Annotated in this window: 14 protein-coding genes; 11 read left to right on the top strand and 3 right to left on the bottom strand. The window is 60.3% G+C overall.

Features of this window, described 5'->3' with window-relative positions:
* Nucleotides 1-79 precede the first annotated feature (79 nt).
* The 9 genes from GVL52_RS01140 (at nucleotide 80) to GVL52_RS01100 (ending at nucleotide 9,195) form a co-directional block, all read left to right on the top strand.
* On the top strand, nucleotides 80-1,267 hold the full coding sequence (locus tag GVL52_RS01140; protein WP_160003418.1) for a M20 family metallopeptidase: 1,188 nt from the start codon (nucleotides 80-82) through the stop codon (nucleotides 1,265-1,267).
* Between the two features lie 43 nt (nucleotides 1,268-1,310).
* Nucleotides 1,311-2,168, top strand: a complete 858-nt coding sequence (locus tag GVL52_RS01135; protein WP_160003417.1) for a transporter substrate-binding domain-containing protein — start codon at nucleotides 1,311-1,313, stop codon at nucleotides 2,166-2,168.
* A gap of 7 nt (nucleotides 2,169-2,175) precedes the next feature.
* The gene (locus GVL52_RS01130) at nucleotides 2,176-2,895 is read left to right on the top strand and encodes an ABC transporter permease (RefSeq protein WP_160003416.1); all 720 of its coding nucleotides are present in this window, start codon (nucleotides 2,176-2,178) and stop codon (nucleotides 2,893-2,895) included.
* Nucleotides 2,896-3,582 (top strand): ABC transporter permease, encoded by a 687-nt coding sequence (locus GVL52_RS01125; protein ID WP_160003415.1) that lies wholly within the window; start codon nucleotides 2,896-2,898, stop codon nucleotides 3,580-3,582. It abuts the gene before it with no gap.
* Entirely contained in the window at nucleotides 3,579-4,352 is a 774-nt protein-coding gene (locus GVL52_RS01120; RefSeq protein WP_160003414.1) for an ABC transporter ATP-binding protein, read from the top strand. The genes GVL52_RS01125 and GVL52_RS01120 overlap by 4 nt, the downstream gene beginning before the upstream one ends.
* A gap of 9 nt (nucleotides 4,353-4,361) precedes the next feature.
* Nucleotides 4,362-5,054: a GntR family transcriptional regulator gene (locus tag GVL52_RS01115; protein ID WP_160003413.1), complete on the top strand. Its 693-nt coding sequence runs from the start codon at nucleotides 4,362-4,364 to the stop codon at nucleotides 5,052-5,054.
* Entirely contained in the window at nucleotides 5,051-5,953 is a 903-nt protein-coding gene (locus GVL52_RS01110) for a homocysteine S-methyltransferase family protein (protein ID WP_160003412.1), read from the top strand. Before GVL52_RS01115 ends, GVL52_RS01110 begins: the two co-directional genes overlap by 4 nt.
* Nucleotides 5,954-6,389: 436 nt before the next feature.
* Nucleotides 6,390-6,752, top strand: a complete 363-nt coding sequence (locus GVL52_RS30750; RefSeq protein ID WP_160003968.1) for an alpha/beta hydrolase — start codon at nucleotides 6,390-6,392, stop codon at nucleotides 6,750-6,752.
* A gap of 343 nt (nucleotides 6,753-7,095) precedes the next feature.
* A complete protein-coding gene (locus GVL52_RS01100; protein ID WP_160003411.1) occupies nucleotides 7,096-9,195 on the top strand; it encodes a carboxy terminal-processing peptidase in 2,100 nt (699 codons plus the stop codon).
* Nucleotides 9,196-9,451: 256 nt separating this feature from the next.
* Here the strand turns inward: GVL52_RS01100 and GVL52_RS01095 are convergent, their stop codons facing one another.
* Entirely contained in the window at nucleotides 9,452-10,669 is a 1,218-nt protein-coding gene (locus tag GVL52_RS01095; protein ID WP_160003410.1) for an SfnB family sulfur acquisition oxidoreductase, read from the bottom strand.
* A gap of 253 nt (nucleotides 10,670-10,922) precedes the next feature.
* On the opposite strand from GVL52_RS01095, the gene GVL52_RS01090 reads away from it, so the two are divergent.
* Entirely contained in the window at nucleotides 10,923-12,278 is a 1,356-nt protein-coding gene (locus GVL52_RS01090; protein WP_160003409.1) for an FAD/NAD(P)-binding protein, read from the top strand.
* A gap of 108 nt (nucleotides 12,279-12,386) precedes the next feature.
* On the opposite strand, the gene GVL52_RS01085 is transcribed toward GVL52_RS01090, so the two are convergent.
* Nucleotides 12,387-12,995 (bottom strand): J domain-containing protein, encoded by a 609-nt coding sequence (locus GVL52_RS01085; RefSeq protein WP_160003408.1) that lies wholly within the window; start codon nucleotides 12,993-12,995, stop codon nucleotides 12,387-12,389.
* 590 nt (nucleotides 12,996-13,585) lie between these two features.
* Between GVL52_RS01085 and GVL52_RS01080 the strand changes: the two genes are divergently transcribed.
* On the top strand, nucleotides 13,586-15,532 hold the full coding sequence (locus GVL52_RS01080; protein WP_200847735.1) for a methyl-accepting chemotaxis protein: 1,947 nt from the start codon (nucleotides 13,586-13,588) through the stop codon (nucleotides 15,530-15,532).
* Between the two features lie 320 nt (nucleotides 15,533-15,852).
* Here GVL52_RS01080 and GVL52_RS01075 read toward each other — a convergent pair whose 3' ends face one another.
* The gene (locus GVL52_RS01075; RefSeq protein ID WP_160003406.1) at nucleotides 15,853-16,863 is read right to left on the bottom strand and encodes a LacI family DNA-binding transcriptional regulator; all 1,011 of its coding nucleotides are present in this window, start codon (nucleotides 16,861-16,863) and stop codon (nucleotides 15,853-15,855) included.
* Between the last annotated feature and the right edge of the window lie 4 nt (nucleotides 16,864-16,867).

Below are 16,867 nucleotides of genomic sequence, written 5' to 3'. Positions count from 1 at the left end.
ATTGTCGATCCTTGACAATCCAAAATGCTTTTCGCATTCTTGTCACAATTATCGCAAGGCCAATTTCGGAAGATTGCAGATGCATCACCCCTCGAACGATCCCGGGCAGACGATTGAGGCGCTGGTGCGCGCCGTAGAGCCGCGCCTTATCGAGCTGCGCCGTGATATCCACGCGCATCCGGAAACCGGCTTCGACACCATCAGGACCGCAGCGCTGGTGGCCGACGAATTGCGGGCCATGGGTATCGAGCCGCAGACCGGCGTCGGTCGAACCGGCATCGTCGCCTCGATCACCGGCGCGCATCCGGGTCCTTGCATCATCCTTCGCGCCGATATGGATGCCCTGCCGATTGCGGAACAGACAGGTCTGTCATTTGCCTCGACAGTGCCGGGCAAGATGCATGCCTGCGGCCATGATCTGCACACAGCTTCGCTTCTTGGTGCCGCCAAGGCGCTTACCCAGCTGGCGCCGCATCTCTCCGGTTCTGTTCGGCTGGTGTTCCAGCCGGCCGAGGAAACGATGGAGAGCGGTGCTGCGGCGATGATCGCAGATGGCGCTGCCGACGGTGCGGACATGGCAATCGCCTTCCACAATCGTCCTGAAACCGCGGCCGGCAAGATTGTGCTCAATCGCGGCGCAAGCACGGCGTCGAGCGACGAGTTCAAGGTCGTCGTCCACGGCAAGTCCGGTCATGCTGCCCGTCCGCATGCGGCGATCGATCCGATCGTTGCGGCAGCACATGTCATCACCCAGTTGCAGACGTTGATTTCGCGCGAAATGAACCCGGCTCTATCAGCCGTGTTGACGATCGGACATATCCAGGGCGGAGCGACACAGAACATCATCCCGGACAGCTGCATGTTCGAAGGCACCGTCAGGTGCCGGTCGCCGGAATCGCGTGATCTGGCGGAAGCGTCGTTCCATCGGATCTGCCGCGGCGCTGCGGCCGCGATGAACGTATCGGTCGATATCGACTATGTGCGCGGCGCGCCGCCACTGATGAACGACGACCGGTTGGTCGATCGCGCGGCAAACGTGCTCGGCCTTCAATTTGGCGAGGCGCCCCTCGTCGAGCAGGGTTCAAGTTTCGGCGCCGAGGATTTTTCGTTCTTTTCCGAGCGACTGCCGTCGATCCAGATTTTTGTTGGTTCCGGCCAGCCTGGCCGCGATGATCGCGTCCACAACTCCGACTACCAGCCTGACGAGGCCTGCATTGCCCAGAGCGCGATTGCGCTGACGCGCATGGCGGTCGAACTGCTTACCTGACAATACCTGCACCCAGCTCAGCACGAAGCGAAGGATATTCCCGATGAAAATGACCCGTCAAAGTTTCTTGCGTCTCAGCCTCGCGGCCACCGCTGGCCTGCTGACTGCGCCGCAGAGCCTGTTCGCGCAGACCCGCCGCACCTATACCTTCGCGACAGAGGGAGCCTATCCTCCCTTCAACATGACATCGGCAAACGGCGAAATCACCGGTTTCGAGATCGACCTGATTACCGAGGTTGCCAAGCGCGCGGGCTTTGACTTCAAGGTCGTTTCGCAGGCGTGGGATGGAATGATCCAGGGCCTGGCCGATGGCAAGTATGACGGCGTCATCGACGCCGTGACCATCACCGACAAGCGTCTTGAAGTCGTCGATTTCTCTCTCCCCTACACCACCGGCGGCTCGACCTTTGCGGTCCTGAAGGATAGCGGCATCGAACTTTCGGGTACGGGCACTTTCGTTGACCTCGCCGATGCGAAGACGACCGACGACACCATCGCTGCCATTGCCAAGGTTCTGGCCGGCAAGACGGTCGGCGTTCAGGTCGCGACCATTCAGGCGACCTTCCTCAACCAGTATCTCGCTGGCAAGGACGTCACGATCCGCACCTACCAGAGCGGCCCCGATGTCTATCAGGATCTGATCAATGGCCGCACCGATGCCTGCATGGCAGCGGTCACCAATGTTGCGGCGTTCCTGCAGAAAAACGCGGACAAGGCCATGGCAACCGGACCGTCCTTCAAGGGCGGCGTGATGGGCAGTGGGTCTGCCGTGGCCGTCAAGAAGGGCGACGAAGAGCTGAAGAAGATGGTGAGCGCGTCCCTGAAGGCGATGTCCGACGACGGCACGCTGGCTGAAATGTCGAAGAAGTGGTTCGGTCTCGTGGTGACGCCGACACTCTGAGGCTGAAATGCAAGCAGATATCGAACTTTTGGGGTTTGGCCCCGACGGTTGGGGGCTGGCTCTTTTAAGGGCCGGCCTGCTGACTGTGGCCGTTTCGATCTGCGCTTTTCTCTGCGGTCTGCTGATCGGAACGTTGGTGGCATGGGCCCGCGTGGCGGGCAGTTGGCCGCTGCAAAAGTTTGCCGAGGGCTACACTGTCGTCATGCGCGGCGTGCCGGACATCCTGATCATCTACCTGTTCTATTTCGGTGGCCGTCAGGTGCTGACGGCCATTGTCGGTCTGTTCGGCTTTCCGGGTCCCTTCGAGATCAGCGGCTTCGTTGCCGGCATGCTGGCGATTGGCCTGATTTCAGGCGCCTATCAGGCCGAGGTCCTGCGCGGAGCCTACCAGGCGGTACCGAAGGGTACGATCGAGGCTGGTCGCGTGGTCGGGATGGGGCCGTTTACGCTGTTTCGCCGCGTGATCGTTCCGCAGGCTATGACGACGGCCATTCCGGCCATGGGAAACCAATGGCAGTCCGTCATCAAGGAGTCTGCGCTGGTGTCGGTCACCGGGCTGATCGAAGTGATGCGTCAGGTCTCGGTGGCTGCCGGTTCGACGCAGGAGCACTTCCTGTTCTATGCGGCAGGTGCCGTCATCTACCTGATCATCACCACGGTTTCCGGCCAGATATTCCACCTGCTCGAGCGACGCAGCCTTCGCGGTCATCCCCAGGGAGTGATCTGAATGGATTTCACCTTTCTGGCCGACACGTTCAGGCAGTTGCTTTCCGGTGTGCCGCTGACGCTCAACCTCGGCATCCTTTCGCTGATCGGCGGCGGGTGCCTTGCCCTGCTGCTCAATCTGTTGCGCGTTTCCCGCATCGGCAGCGCCGTCGCATCGACCTATGTTTTCCTGTTCCGCGGAACGCCGCTGCTGATCCAGATCTTCATGATCTACTACGGACTGGCAAGCTTCGGTTTCATCCGTCACAGCTTCCTGTGGCCGTTCCTGCGCGAGCCTTATTGGTGCGGCCTGCTGGCATTGGTGCTCAATGATGCGGCCTATACATCCGAAATCCTGAGAGGCGCTCTGCGGGCCGTCCCGAGAGGCGCTGTCGAAGCGGGCCGGGTGTCCGGCATGACGAGGCTCAACATCACCCGGCGCATCATATTGCCGATCGCCTTTCGCCAGGCTTTGCCGGCCTATTCAGGCGAGGTGATTTCGATGCTGAAGGCGACGGCGCTGGTGAGCACGATCACGCTGATGGATGTGACCGGCATTGCGCGCGCTGCCGTGTCGGAGACGTGGCGCGCCGTTGAAATCTTCCTGTGTGCTGGCCTGATCTATCTGGTGTTTTCACTGATCGTCACCAGAGCTTCGACCTGGCTAGAGCGCCGCCTTTCTCCCTGGCAGTTTGGAGTGACGTCATGACAGTTCGCCCCGCGATTTCGATCAGCGGCCTTCATAAGCGTTTCGGCGACAACGAGGTCCTGCGCGGCATCGACCTGACGGCAAACGACGGCGATGTGATCTCGCTGATCGGATCGAGTGGCTCCGGCAAGAGCACGCTTCTGCGCACCATCCCCATGCTGGAAGTGCCCAATGGCGGCACGATCGCTGTCGGAGACGACAGCCTTTCGCCCCAGGGCGGAAAGCTGACGCACGCCGAAGAGGTCGTGGCACGCCGTATTCGCGGGCATCTCGGCTTCGTGTTCCAGAATTTCAATCTGTGGCCGCACCGCACTGTCCTGCAGAATGTCATCGAGGCGCCGATCTTCGTGCAGAAGCGGCCGAGGGCGGAATGCGTCGATGAGGCGATGGCACTGCTGGAAAAGGTCGGCCTTGCCGAAAAGCGTGATGCCTGGCCGGCCCACCTTTCCGGTGGGCAGCAGCAGCGCGTCGCGATCGCCCGTGCGCTGGCGCAGCATCCACGCGCCATTCTCTTCGACGAGCCGACTTCGGCGTTGGATCCGGAACTGGTCGGTGAAGTGCTCAAGGTGATTGGTAGTTTGGCCGAGGAGGGCCGTACGATGCTGATTGTCACGCATGAGATGGGATTTGCCCGGGAGGTATCGTCGCGCGCGATTTTCCTGAACAAGGGCATCGTTGAAGAAGACGGCCCGCCTGAGCAGGTCTTCGTGAACCCGGTTTCGGAGCGCTGTCGTGCCTTTATCCGCGGTCATTTCGATCGCAACCGTTGAGGTGTCACCATGCCTGAACCGATCGACCGGAAAAGCCTGCAGGACAACGCCGCCGATTGGCTGCGCAACGCAATCGTCCGCGGTATATTCCAGCCTGGGGCCACGTTGACCGAACTGGCGCTGACCGAACAGATCGGGGTTGGCCGTGGAACGGTGCGCTCTGCGCTGTTTGCGCTCGAGGCACAAGAACTGGTCACTCGCACGCCCTATTCGAGCTGGCACGTTGTTTCGCTGGACGCCCGGGAAATCGAGGAAATCTATACGTTGCGGGCAGCCCTTGAAGGGCTGGCAGCACGGATTGTGGCGGAGAAGCGGGCCGAGATCGGTACGTCGTGGATCGACGCTGCGTTTGAAGCCCTGGATTCGGCGGAAGAGGGGGATGTCGATACCCGGCTCGACGCGGATCTTGGCTTCCATGCAAGCTTTGTCAGGCAGACCGGACACCAGCTTCTCATCCGCCGCCATGCCCAGCTGGCCGACAAGATGGAGTGGCTTTACCGGTGGTCGGAGCTGAACTGGCCGCGCCGTAATCCGCTGGTCGCGGAACATCAAGAGCTCTTCGATGCCTTGACGATGCAAACGCCGGAGCGTGCCGAGCAGGCTGTCCGGACGCATATAGATGCATCGATCAAGGCCGACCTGAGCGGCTTTCATGAGCTCGAAGCTCAGAAGACAAACATGACTATGGAAAGATCCCGATGACTGAAATGACAATCCTTGATGGTGGAATGGGCCGTGAACTGGAGCGCGTCGGTGCTCCGTTCCGGCAACCCGAGTGGTCGGCGCTTGCCTTGATGGAAGCGCCTGAGATGGTGCGACAGGTCCACGAGGACTATATCCGCGCCGGCGCACAGGTCATCACCACGAACAGCTATGCGGTTGTACCGTTCCATATCGGCGCCGACCGTTTTCGCGAGCATGGGGAGGCCTTGGCAGCGACTGCAGGCCGGATGGCGCGCGATGCGGCCGGAATATCCAAGGGCGTGAAGGTTGCCGGTTCGCTGCCGCCGGTCTTCGGCTCCTATCAGCCGGACCTTTTCGAGCCCGTTCTCGCGCAGGAATATCTGGGTGTGCTTGTCCGCGGCCTCAAAGGCTATGTCGATCTATGGCTGGCCGAGACCTTGAGCAGCCTCGAAGAAGCTGAAGCGGCGGCTGAGGCCATTCGCGAGACAGGCAAGCCGCTGTGGCTGTCGTTCACGCTGCGCGATGACGTTGCGCCCGAAGAGATGCCCGAACCGCAGCTGCGGTCCGGGCAGGCCGTTGCCGATGCCGCGCGCCTTGCGCAGAAGCTGAACGCTGAGGCGCTGCTATTCAACTGCGCCATGCCTGAAGTCATGACGCCAGCGCTCGCGGCCGCGCGTGCCGCAGCACCAATGCTGCCTCTCGGCGTCTATGCAAATGCCTTCGGTTCCCAGGACGAGGATGGTGCTGCGAACGAAGTGGTGTCGGAGATCAGAAACGATCTTGATCCGAAGTCCTACGGCCGTTGGGCAGACGGTTGGGCAGACGCCGGCGCATCGATCATCGGTGGCTGCTGCGGCATCGGGACCGAGCACATCCATCATCTATCAGAGCGTTTTGTCTGCACAGGTTTACGCTAGTCAGCGTGCGGGCCCCACTCCCCATCGCTGAAAAGCGGGGGGAGTGTGGCATTGCTGCTTTGCGGCAGCTGGTTATTTTAGCTTTCGCTACTGAAAGGACGAAAGCGCTTGGCATCCGTTCGTCCGATCGACCGATACCGAGGCTACCGATGGCCTCGTTGGCCATCTCCACGTCGAGCATATCCGTGCCTGCGGCCGTTATCCCGCATCAATCGCATGTGCTATGTTCGAAAGCGCGCGACTCCATGAGCGCGTGAACACCGATCCGCCGCGTGGCAGCCGGGACAGAATCCCAAGACACTGCCGGGCGGAAACGAGCCGCTCCGCCCGAGCACGACAGATCGGAGTTGCGTCTGGTGAACTCGAACGACATTGACGGCCCCACCGCCTCCCCAGTTCGACATCCACGCCGTCCCATCCTGCGCGGCGCTGCCCGCTGGTCCATCACCATTCTGGTGGTCGTCGCGGTCGCACGTCCGACGGCCTGGGCGTCCCTTGCCCTGTTCTATCGGTTGCCAGCCACCTGACGGTCTATTCTTCGCCCAACGACCGCGCGCTCGGACGTTCCGCGATGCTGTTCGGAAGTGCCGTTCGCCTCGGCCAGTTGAGCGTCGGCCATCTGCCGACGGCAAACGGCGAGACACAGACGATCTGGAAGGCCGAGCAACTCGCAGGACTGGCGGATTTCATCGAGTATGAAGGCAACGCCGGCTTCATCGGCCACCGCTACTTCCTGACGGACGCCACGGTCAGACAGGACATGGTTGCCCTGATCCGCGATTCGTCTCAAGGCGGGTGATCCAGGCAGGTCTCTGATTGAAATCAAAAAGCCCTACTGGCGGCTCGCGCCCCATACGTCTTCCTGACCCATGCAGGTATCTCAACCGCATTGTACTTGAGAACAGGCACTATAGCCGCTTGGGAATTGTCAGGGTTTTCCGAGCGCGTCTGCGCCACTGCTGGCGGTCAGGATTATCGACGTCCCGACAAAGTGCCGACCGACGGGCGCGGCTGTTTGAGGCCTCTATTCTAAAGGAACGCTTGTTTTGGGGCGGCGCATCCATTTAATTGCCAAAAAAACATAATTGCTCCACCAACGTCAGACATGAACGAGTCGACACTAAGAATTGGATCAGAGCTTAATGCGTATAAAATACGGCTTCCTTGTCGTCCTCCTGGCAATTGCACCATCGGCATACGCTCTGGAAGTGCGATCGCCGCCTGTTTTGGCGCCGCTAAAGCAGCAGGCGCAAGCCGCACAGTTGAGCGCGCAATTTCTCTCGCGGTACGGTTACAAGCCCATCGCGCTCGACGATGACTTGTCGGCCAAGATCATGAACCGCTTCATCAAGTCGCTCGATCCAGACCGCGTGTTTTTCCTGCAGGCCGACATCGACAAGTTCATGTCTGACAGCGCCAAGATCGATGATGCCATCAAGCGCGAGGACCTGCAGATACCGTTTTCAATCTTCAACGTGTATGAGCAGCGCGTTGTCGATCGGATGAATTACGCGCGGACCCTGCTCAAGCGGGACATGGATTTCACTGTACAGGAAGATTATTCGCTATTGCGCGACGACGCGCCGTGGCCACAATCTGAAGCCGAGGGCAATGAACTCTGGCGCAAGCGCGTCAAAGGCGACTGGCTGCGATTGAAGCTGGGCGGCAAGACTGACGCGGCTAGTCGCGAAACGCTCGACAAACGCTACGCGAACGCCCTTGAGCGCGCTTACAAGTACAAGAGCGACGACGTTTTCCAGTCCTTCATGGATGCCTATACGAACTCGATAGACCCGCACACGGACTATTTCGGCGCGACGGCTTCGGCTGACTTCGACATTTCAATGAAACTTTCGTTGGTTGGTATCGGTGCGGTGCTGCAGGATCGCGATGACTACACCACGATCCGCGAACTCGTGCCGGGTGGACCGGCCCAATTGTCCGGCAAGCTCGCGGTCGGGGATCGCATTACCGGTGTCGGTCAAGGCGAAGACGGCGTCGTCAAGGACGTAGTGGGCACCCGCCTTGACGAGGTCGTGCAAATGATCCGGGGTGAAAAAGCTTCGGTCGTGCGCCTGGACATCTTGCCAGCCGATGCCGGAGCAGACGGCACCCATCGGGTGATCAGTCTGGTGCGCGACAAGATCAGCCTCGAAAAGCAGGCTGCCAAGAAGACCATCCTGTCGGTAAAGGATGGTGATGCCACGCGCAAAATCGGAGTGATTACGCTGCCGGCGTTCTACGAGGATTTCGAAGCGCGGCGAAAAGGCGACAAGGATTACCGAAGTGCTAGCCGTGATGTCGCCAAGCTTCTCGTTGAGTTGAAGCAAGACAAGGTCGATGGTGTTTTGATGGATCTGCGCAACAATGGCGGCGGTTCATTGGCAGAGGCAATTGATTTGACCGGCCTTTTCGTCGGCAAGGGCCCGGTGGTCCAGCAGCGCGGCGCCGACGGCAAGGTGGAGGTGCAAAGTGACGATCTTCCCACACCAGCATGGACAGGTCCGTTCGGCGTGCTGATCAATCGTGGTTCGGCTTCAGCGTCCGAGATTTTTGCTGCAGCGATACAGGATTACGGCCGCGGTGTGATTGTCGGTGAGCCCAGCTTTGGCAAGGGCACCGTGCAAACCGTGGTTAATCTTGACGAGGTTGCTCATAACAGCAAGCCGAAATTCGGGGAGTTGAAACTGACGATCGCACAGTTTTTCCGCGTCAATGGCGGCACAACCCAGCTGCGCGGCGTGACACCTGATATCAGCCTGCCGGGGCTGTCGGACCCCAAGCGCTTTGGTGAGGCGAGTTACGACAACGCCCTGCCGTGGACACAGATCAAGTCTGCAAAATATGCGCCTGCCGGCGACCTGGCGACGTTGCTGCCGGAACTGAAAGGCCGCCATGACGCGCGGGTGCAGGGCGACCCGGACTTCCAGCGCTTTTTGGGAGACATCGCGGAACTCAAGGCGCAGCGCGAAAAAGGCGTGGTTTCCCTCAATGAAGCCGAACGTCGCAAGGAATGGACTGCTCGGGCAAATCGCCTCAAGTCACGCGAGGACACAAACGACGGTGTAGATCCTGAAAAGGACGATGGCCTGCAAGCAAACGAGCGTAGCCTGAGCGCCGATATTGCTATCGAGAATGCCCGCAAGAACGCAAAGGACGTTTTGCTGAGCGAGGCCGCCGCCATTGTCGCCGATCAGCAGGATCTGCAGCAAGGCGTTGTCAAAACCGGCGCGCAACAATAGGAAACACGCAGGCGAAATAGTCGCTATCGGCAGTTCGCAAGAGCGTGATTGAGTGGGAACAGGCAATCCCGGTGCTCCGCACCGGTAAACCTGTGACACGAATATGAGGGTGCCAGGCTTCATCGGCGTCGAGGGCCGGCACCCAAGCCTCGAGAAGCATCTGGGTGACAATTCAGACGGTTGCTGGCCTTCGATGGCCAAACCGCTCGATTTCCGATATCGATTTATTGTTCTTCTAGCGTTTCCGGAGCGGACGTCAGAGCGCGCCGCTTCTCGGCGGTATCGTTCCATTGAGGTGGTAGTTTCCGACGACATGATACTTCCAGCGCACCGGGTCGTGCAGCGTGTGGGTGCGGGCATTGCGCCAGTGCCGGTCGAGATTGAGCCCCGTGCCCGTCGAGGCGGTGCCGGCAAGTTCGAACAGGGTGTTGGCGGCTTCGATCGCGATCTCGGAGGTCAGTACCTTGGCGGCGGCGACCGCTAGCGTCGCGGCAATGACGTTTTCCTCGTTGGTGTCGATTTGGGCAATATCGACCTTCAGGCCGGCCCGTTCGACGAGGGCTGTGGCGGCCTCGATCCGGATCGCCAACTCTCCGACCTTGGCAATCGTCAATGGATCGTCGGAAGCCTTGTCGACGCCGCTGTCGGTCCATGGGCGCGAGCGGGTTTTCACGAAGTCGATCGTTTCGGCAAAAGCGGCGCGCGCAATGCCAAGATCGATGCCGGCATGGATGATCTGTCCGACCGAGCCGATCGTCGTCGGGCGCTCGAACCCTTTGTGATGCAGCACCACGGCATCGGCCTGCACGTAGACATTATCAAGCACCGTCGTGCCACTGCCGGTCGTCCGTTGGCCGAAGCCGTCCCAGTCGTCGATGATCTCGATGCCATCGGTTCCGCGCTGGACGAAGGACATGGTCAACCTGTCGGCCTCATCCAGCGCAAAGACAGTCACCCAATCGGCGAAGATCACGCCGGTCGAATAGAATTTGCGGCCATTGAGCCGATAACCGATCCCGTCGTGGGTGAGGCGCGTGTTGTAGTGGCCGACCGTCTTGGTGCCGCGTTCGGAGAGCGCGTTGCCGAACCGATCGCCGGCCAGCGCACGGCCGAAGAAAAAGCGCTTCTGCTCCTCCGTGCCATCGACCCTGAGCGCTTCCAGGATATAGAAGTGGCTCTGCGGAATCTGGCCGATCGAGCCATCGGCCTGCGAGAGTATGGCCGCCACTTCGGCAAGCACGCTGTTGGAGACATCGATGCCGCCATATTCGGGGGGCACGGTGATCGCCAGCAGGCCGGACTGCGACAGCGCATCCAGTTCGTGATAGGGCAGCAACCGCTCCTGGTCGCGTAACGCTGCTTTCTCGGCAAATCTCCTCGCCAATGCGCGCGCTGTCGCCAGCGCATCCTCCTCGCTGGCAAGACGGGCTGTCAGTTGCCGAATTCGATCCGTGGGATGTAGCGCTCTGTCCATCTCTCTCTCCAAAACCGACAAGGCCTATGGGTGGACAATACGAGGTCAAAAAAGAAGAATATAAAATCTATAAACTATTACTTAAAAGGAATGTCTTTGCGCTCGACTGCGGATAGTATCGCTGATGCGGAAGGATGCGTCGGCAGGGGTAGGCCTTACCGGAGTGTCTGCGTGAAGGTCGGGCCAGCTCGGGCAAGGAACCCAGGCGAGCCAATATGCGTTTACAGTTGCAACAGCCAGTCAGGAGGGTGGATTGGTTTATGACGTCGTTGTCGTGGGTGCCGGATTTTCGGCGATCGCTGTCACTATCAATCTCGTTGGAAAATTGCCGCCCTCGGCGTCGATCGCCATTATCGGCGACGATCCCGGTTTTGGCCGCGGAACGGCCTACAGAACGGAACTCTATTTGCACAGGCTCAATGTGCCGGCCGGCAGGATGAGCGTATTTCCAGACCGGCCGAACGATTTTGTCGATTGGCTGACACGTCGCGGCAGACCGCTGCAGGCCGGCGATTTCGCATCGCGCCGCGATTATGGCCTCTACCTCCGCGACACGCTGGCTTCGCTGCTGCGCAATCGCAGCGCCCGATGTCGGGTGGATTTCATCAAAGCAAAGGCAACCGGTTGCGTCGAAAGGTTCCGGGTGGGGCTCGCCTTCACGCTGGACAACGCCGCGGAGATCCTCGGCAAGAACGTGGTGCTGTGCCTGGGTGTAGGCAATGCGAGCCTGCCGATGGAGATGGCCAACCTTGGGACGGAGGTCCGCAAGCACATCGTGGATAATCCCTGGCGGCTTTCCTGGCTTCAAAGGATCAAGAAATTCGACAGCGTATGCATACTCGGTTCCGGCCTGACAATGATCGACCAGGTGCTGGCGTTGCGGGCTCATGGCCATGAGGGCCGTATCCAGGTTCTGTCGCGTCGTGGCCTCATACCCCTCGCGCATGTGCGTGACCATCCGCCTGCAGTCGAGCCCATACTGCCGACGGGCCAACTGACCATGAGCGCGCTCCTCCAATCACTTCGCCGCCAGGCAAAGGCATGTGGCGATTGGCGGGCGCTTATGGATGGATTGCGGCCGGGAATACAAGCCGTCTGGCAGCGGCTGGACAAGAGCGAGCGGGCTCGCTTCCTTCGGCATGCCTTGCCGTGGTGGAACATCCATCGGCATCGCATCCCCTCGGACGTGTCCGACCGTCTGCAGGCGATGCTGCGTGATGCCACCCTTGAGATTCACGCCGGCTACCTCACGGCGGTTGCTGAGGACGGAAACAGGCTGGCTCTCACATACAGACTGAGGGGGCGGCAACAGATCGCCTCTCTGCAGGCCGATTGGCTCGTCAACTGCACCGGCATGGAGCGCGCCGGCATCAGGCACTCGCCCTTGCTGCAGGAGATGCAGCGCCAGGGGCTCATCGCGGCCGATCCATTGGGCCTCGGTATCGATGTCGACAGGACCTCGCAGATCATTGGCTCGGACGGTCAACGACAGCCCGGCGTCTATGCGGTCGGGGCGTTGACCGCCGGCCAGTTCTGGGAGATTACCGCGGTGCCGGATATTCGCGTTCAGGCCAAAAGCGTGTCCGCTTTGATTGCAGAAGAGGCCTGATCAAAGCTCTATCGCTGTGTCGCCAACTGCCAATGGCGGGGCGGGGCGAGGGCAGGGCATCGAGGCGGCGAGGCGACCCAGGTCGCCCCGCCATGCTGAAGCACCGCCTCAGCAAAATCCGTTCAATTTAAGTATCTTATAGGCCTCGATCGATGCGCGAAGCTCGTCTTCGGAGGTTCGGTTGCCCTCGTTGGCGTCAGGATGATGCATCTTGAGCTTCTCCTTGTAGCGCGCCTTGATTTCTTCCGGCGTTGCGCCCTGCGAAACGCCAAGCGTCTCGAAAGCCCGGGCTTCCAGCACCTTGAGCTTCCTGACTTGCAGATCGGCCTTCTGCGCCTGTCGCTGCGCTGCGGTTTTGCGTGCATTCAATGCCTTTGCCGTACCGGAGCGGACGGTGAATGGCATCGGGATTTCGGTCGCTTCGGTGACGCGCGTCCCCACGGTTGCACGGCCACCTGTCGTCGCTTCCCTCTGGTAGCGAGCGACCTCGGGGCTCGATGGAGCTGTCGTGAAACTGTACCCCTTGTTGTATTCTTTCACGTGCTCAAGACAGAACAACAGATACAGCCCTTCAGCACTGCTTCCGACCGGCGCGCGGTGCGTGCCTGCCTTCTCGCAACCGTCCCATTGGCATCTTGGACCTGTTGGTTCGCTGTGGGCAGCTGGTTTTTTTCGAGCGGATTTAAGCCCAACGAATATTTTTGAATCTTGCGTCATAGCGTCTATATGGACTCAGGGCGCGATCCGGGCAAGAACTGTCGTGCAGACAGTCGCCGATCTCTGGTAAAACACGCAGTCGGATCTCGGATGTTCGGCTCCAAACACCAATCTTCGACCCATTTGCAGCGCGCCAGACGGGCTCTCGAAGCCGGACAGTGCATGGCTGCAAGGTCTTGGCTGACTGCCGATATTCCCGATTTCATCCGAATGGATCATACCGAGATGACAGGTGCGTCGCGTCAACCCGCAGAGCGATCATTGTCTTTCTCAAGTGAACCGGCGGTGCCTTTAATATCCGCGTCGGCCGGAGCGGTGCTTGTCCCTTATCGGGCGACCCTGGCGACATCTCGTTGTCTGTCTGGAAAATTACAACCGGGATATGTAGAATTTTAATGGTTCTGTAAGCTAATGGTATGACAAGTTGATGTCGGCAGTTCGGGAGGAGTTATTCGCCATGAGGGTGGAGTCCACTGCCATGATCATTCCAAAACAGTGCATCTGGACGTGTCATTCGCTGGACCGAACGTAGCTGTGGATCCACCTTGTTTTGACGATGTCGCCGGATGTTCGAACCCAGCAGGCTTCCAATGAGCTTTCTTCGAAACGCCAGAATTCGCACAAAAATTATCGCGGTAATTGCCTTGATGGGCGTCATCGCAATCGCGGGCCTCGCCTATGTCAGCGTTCAGTTCAAGAGCGCCGACAGCCGCTATTCCAGCTTCCTGTCCCACGAGAGCATGGCAGCGATGCTGAATGCCCGGGCCACAGGCGGTCTCCTGCAGCTCGGATTTCAGCTTGGTCTGATCCTGATCAACGATCCCGCATCGCCTGAGTTTGCCGCCTCCATCAAGATCTACACCGACAATCTGGCGCTGATGAAAGAGCGTATCGTGACCACCGGTCGGCTTGTGGAATCCAGAGCCGAGCCGGCTGCGGCGATGCTGACCGCGATCAGCGCGTTCGATGCGTCCGGCCAGCAGGTGATCGCGTTGGTGAAAGAGGGAAAGCACGATGAAGCTGTCGTGTTGATGCGCAAGGCCGGCAACCAGTTGACGGCGATCCTGCCGCTTTTTGCCGGTGGCAACGATCAGCTTATCAAGATGATGGCGGACGGGACCGCCGACCTCCAGACAAAGACGGACGACACAATCCTAACAGGTCTGGTGTCGATGGGCCTTGCGCTCATCGCAATCGTGCTGCTTGGGCTTTACGTGTCGTCGCGTGGCATTACCGGCCCGATCGATCGCCTGCAGGCGCGCATGCGGTCTCTCGCCACGGGCGATACGGCGAGCGAAACGCCCGGCCTCGACCGCAAGGACGAAGTGGGCCTGATGGCATCTGCCGTCGCCGTCTTCAGGGACAATGCCATTGAGCGCACGCGCCTCGAGCGCGAAGCCGATGAAGGACGCTCCCTGTCGGAAGGCGAGCGTCGCGCCCGCGAAGCCGCCAAGGAAAAGGACGCTGCCGATACCAAGGAAGCTGTCGAGGCGCTGGCGCTCGGTTTGCAGCGTCTTTCGGATGGCGATGTCTCGCACCGCATCCGCAAACCGTTCGTCGAACATCTGGACGCCCTGCGCGAGAGCTACAACGTGTCGCTCGACAAGCTCCAGGCCGCCCTCCAGGAGGTCGGCAAGAATGCCGGCGTAATCAACTCCGGTGCCGCCGAAATTCGCTCGGCAGCCGACGACCTTGCCCGCAGGACGGAACAGCAGGCGGCATCTCTCGAAGAGACCGCCGCAGCGCTGGAGCAGATCACCACGACGGTCAGAGACTCGACGAAGCGGGCTGAAGAAGCGAGCGTTCTCGTGGAGCAGACCCGAGCGGGCGCCGAGAAATCGGGTGGCATCGTGCGCAATGCCGTTGCGGCCATGAACGAGATCGCCCGGTCATCGGGCGAGATCAGCAACATCATCGGTGTGATCGACGACATTGCCTTCCAGACCAACCTCCTTGCCTTGAATGCCGGTGTCGAAGCGGCGCGTGCCGGCGAGGCTGGGAAGGGCTTTGCCGTCGTGGCGCAGGAAGTTCGCGAGCTTGCTCAGCGTTCTGCCAAGGCAGCGAAGGAGATCAAGACACTCATCACAACCTCGGAAACGCAGGTTGGTACCGGTGTCAATCTTGTCGGTGAAACCGGTGCGGCGCTTGTTCAGATCGAAGCCGAGGTGACCGAGATCACCGCCCACGTCCGCGCCATCGTCAAGGCGGCACGCGAACAGTCAACCGGCATCCAGGAGATCAACACGGCCGTCAACAGCATGGACCAGGGCACCCAGCAGAATGCGGCGATGGTCGAAGAGACCAATGCCGCAAGCCACAGTCTCGCGAAGGAAGCAAGCGCGCTAAACGTCCTGCTTGGCCAGTTCACGCTGGACGGCAGGAGTGCGTCGACAGGGCGAGCACCCGTCAATCTTACAACCGGGACCTCGCAGCCAGTCGCTTCCCAGGCCAGAGCGCTGACCCAGCGGGTCGCATCGAGCTTCCGCGGTGGAAACGCCGCTGCCGCTGCCGCACGCAACGAATGGGAGGAGTTCTGAAAGCAGCCGTTGCACGGCCGGCCGCCAGCATGGTCTTCATTGAAATGTGTTGCCAGGGCTTGGCGTAGGGTCATGTGAACGCCGGGCGCAAGTCGGGTGAGATCGCGGACACGTGACCGTAAGATCCGGCTATCGCTTGACGCGCGCGCCGGGCCTCCCGTTGCCGATCTTGCGGGCGAAAACAATGAGGGGCTCGCCGCCACATCGGCGGCTGTCCCCTCGGTTTGAAATCGAGGGAGCCCGCATGTCTTTGCGGGCGTTCCCTTGCCTGCGCCATGGCTGAGCTTAGGCGTTCCGGCGAAAGGCAAAGGCGGGGCCGGTCAAATAAAAACGGGCGGAATTTCGATCAGCGATCCTGCATGGGCGCCGTGATCGATGATGTCGAACACCCGCGCAAGCATTGCAGGGACGTCTTGGCGGACCATCTCGATATCCTCGCAGAGCAGTGCCACAAAGGGGTCCCAGTCGAAGCAGCCAAGCGTCGGCGCCTTGGCGCCGGTGTGCCCGGAGCAGGTCATCCACCGCATCACCCCTTCCAGTGAAATCGTCGAGTTGACGAACATTCCCATCGGAACGCTGCCCTCTGCCCGCGCCACGGCGGCGAGCGCTTCCTCGGCTTTTTCGGGCGCGTATCCGCAGGTCAGGATATGATGTTCGTCGATGGCAATTCCCATTTCGGCATGGGCGGCGAGAAAACCTCTGACGCGCTCCGACGTGTTGTGGTCGTTGCCGCGACCGCCGATGAACAGCAGCGGCGACCTGTGGCCGAGTTTGCGCTCGTAGTTGACGAGCACCCGGCGGGTCAGTTCGCGCGCGCCGGAAAAATTGTCCGATATTACCGATGGCGCCTTTGACCCGGGAAGGTCGAGATTGAGGCTGCGCACGCCGGATGCTGCGCACAGATCGGTGACCCGATCCGGGTCGGTAGCACCTGTCGAGACGACCCATTCGACCTGATAGGAAAGCATTTCGCGTGCCGCCTCGATCTCGAGGTTTGGATCGCGGCGCGTACAAGTGATGATCGGGAACAGCCCTCGTTCCCGCGCCATCGTTTCGAACGTCTCGACGATCGAGCCGAAATAGCGGTTGTCGTACTTGGGTACGATCATGCCGATGATCTTGGATTTTTCGCGCCTGAGCAGGCTGGCCTGCATGTTGACGGCATAACCCTGCTCTTCGGCGAGCTTGGTGATCCTTTCGGCCAACTGGCTGCCGATGCGACGCTTCTTCCAGTTTCCGTTCAAAACAGCGCTCACTGCACTGGCAGACGTGCCGGCCAGTTCCGCCAGATCGTAGATGGTGGTCCGTTTCGGCTGCTTTGGGCGATTCACAAAT

This window comes from Rhizobium sp. 18055 (genome assembly GCF_902706285.1).
Lineage (GTDB): Bacteria > Pseudomonadota > Alphaproteobacteria > Rhizobiales > Rhizobiaceae > Rhizobium.
Note: the sequence above shows the minus strand (reverse complement) of the source record. Positions and strands in the feature narration are given on the sequence as shown.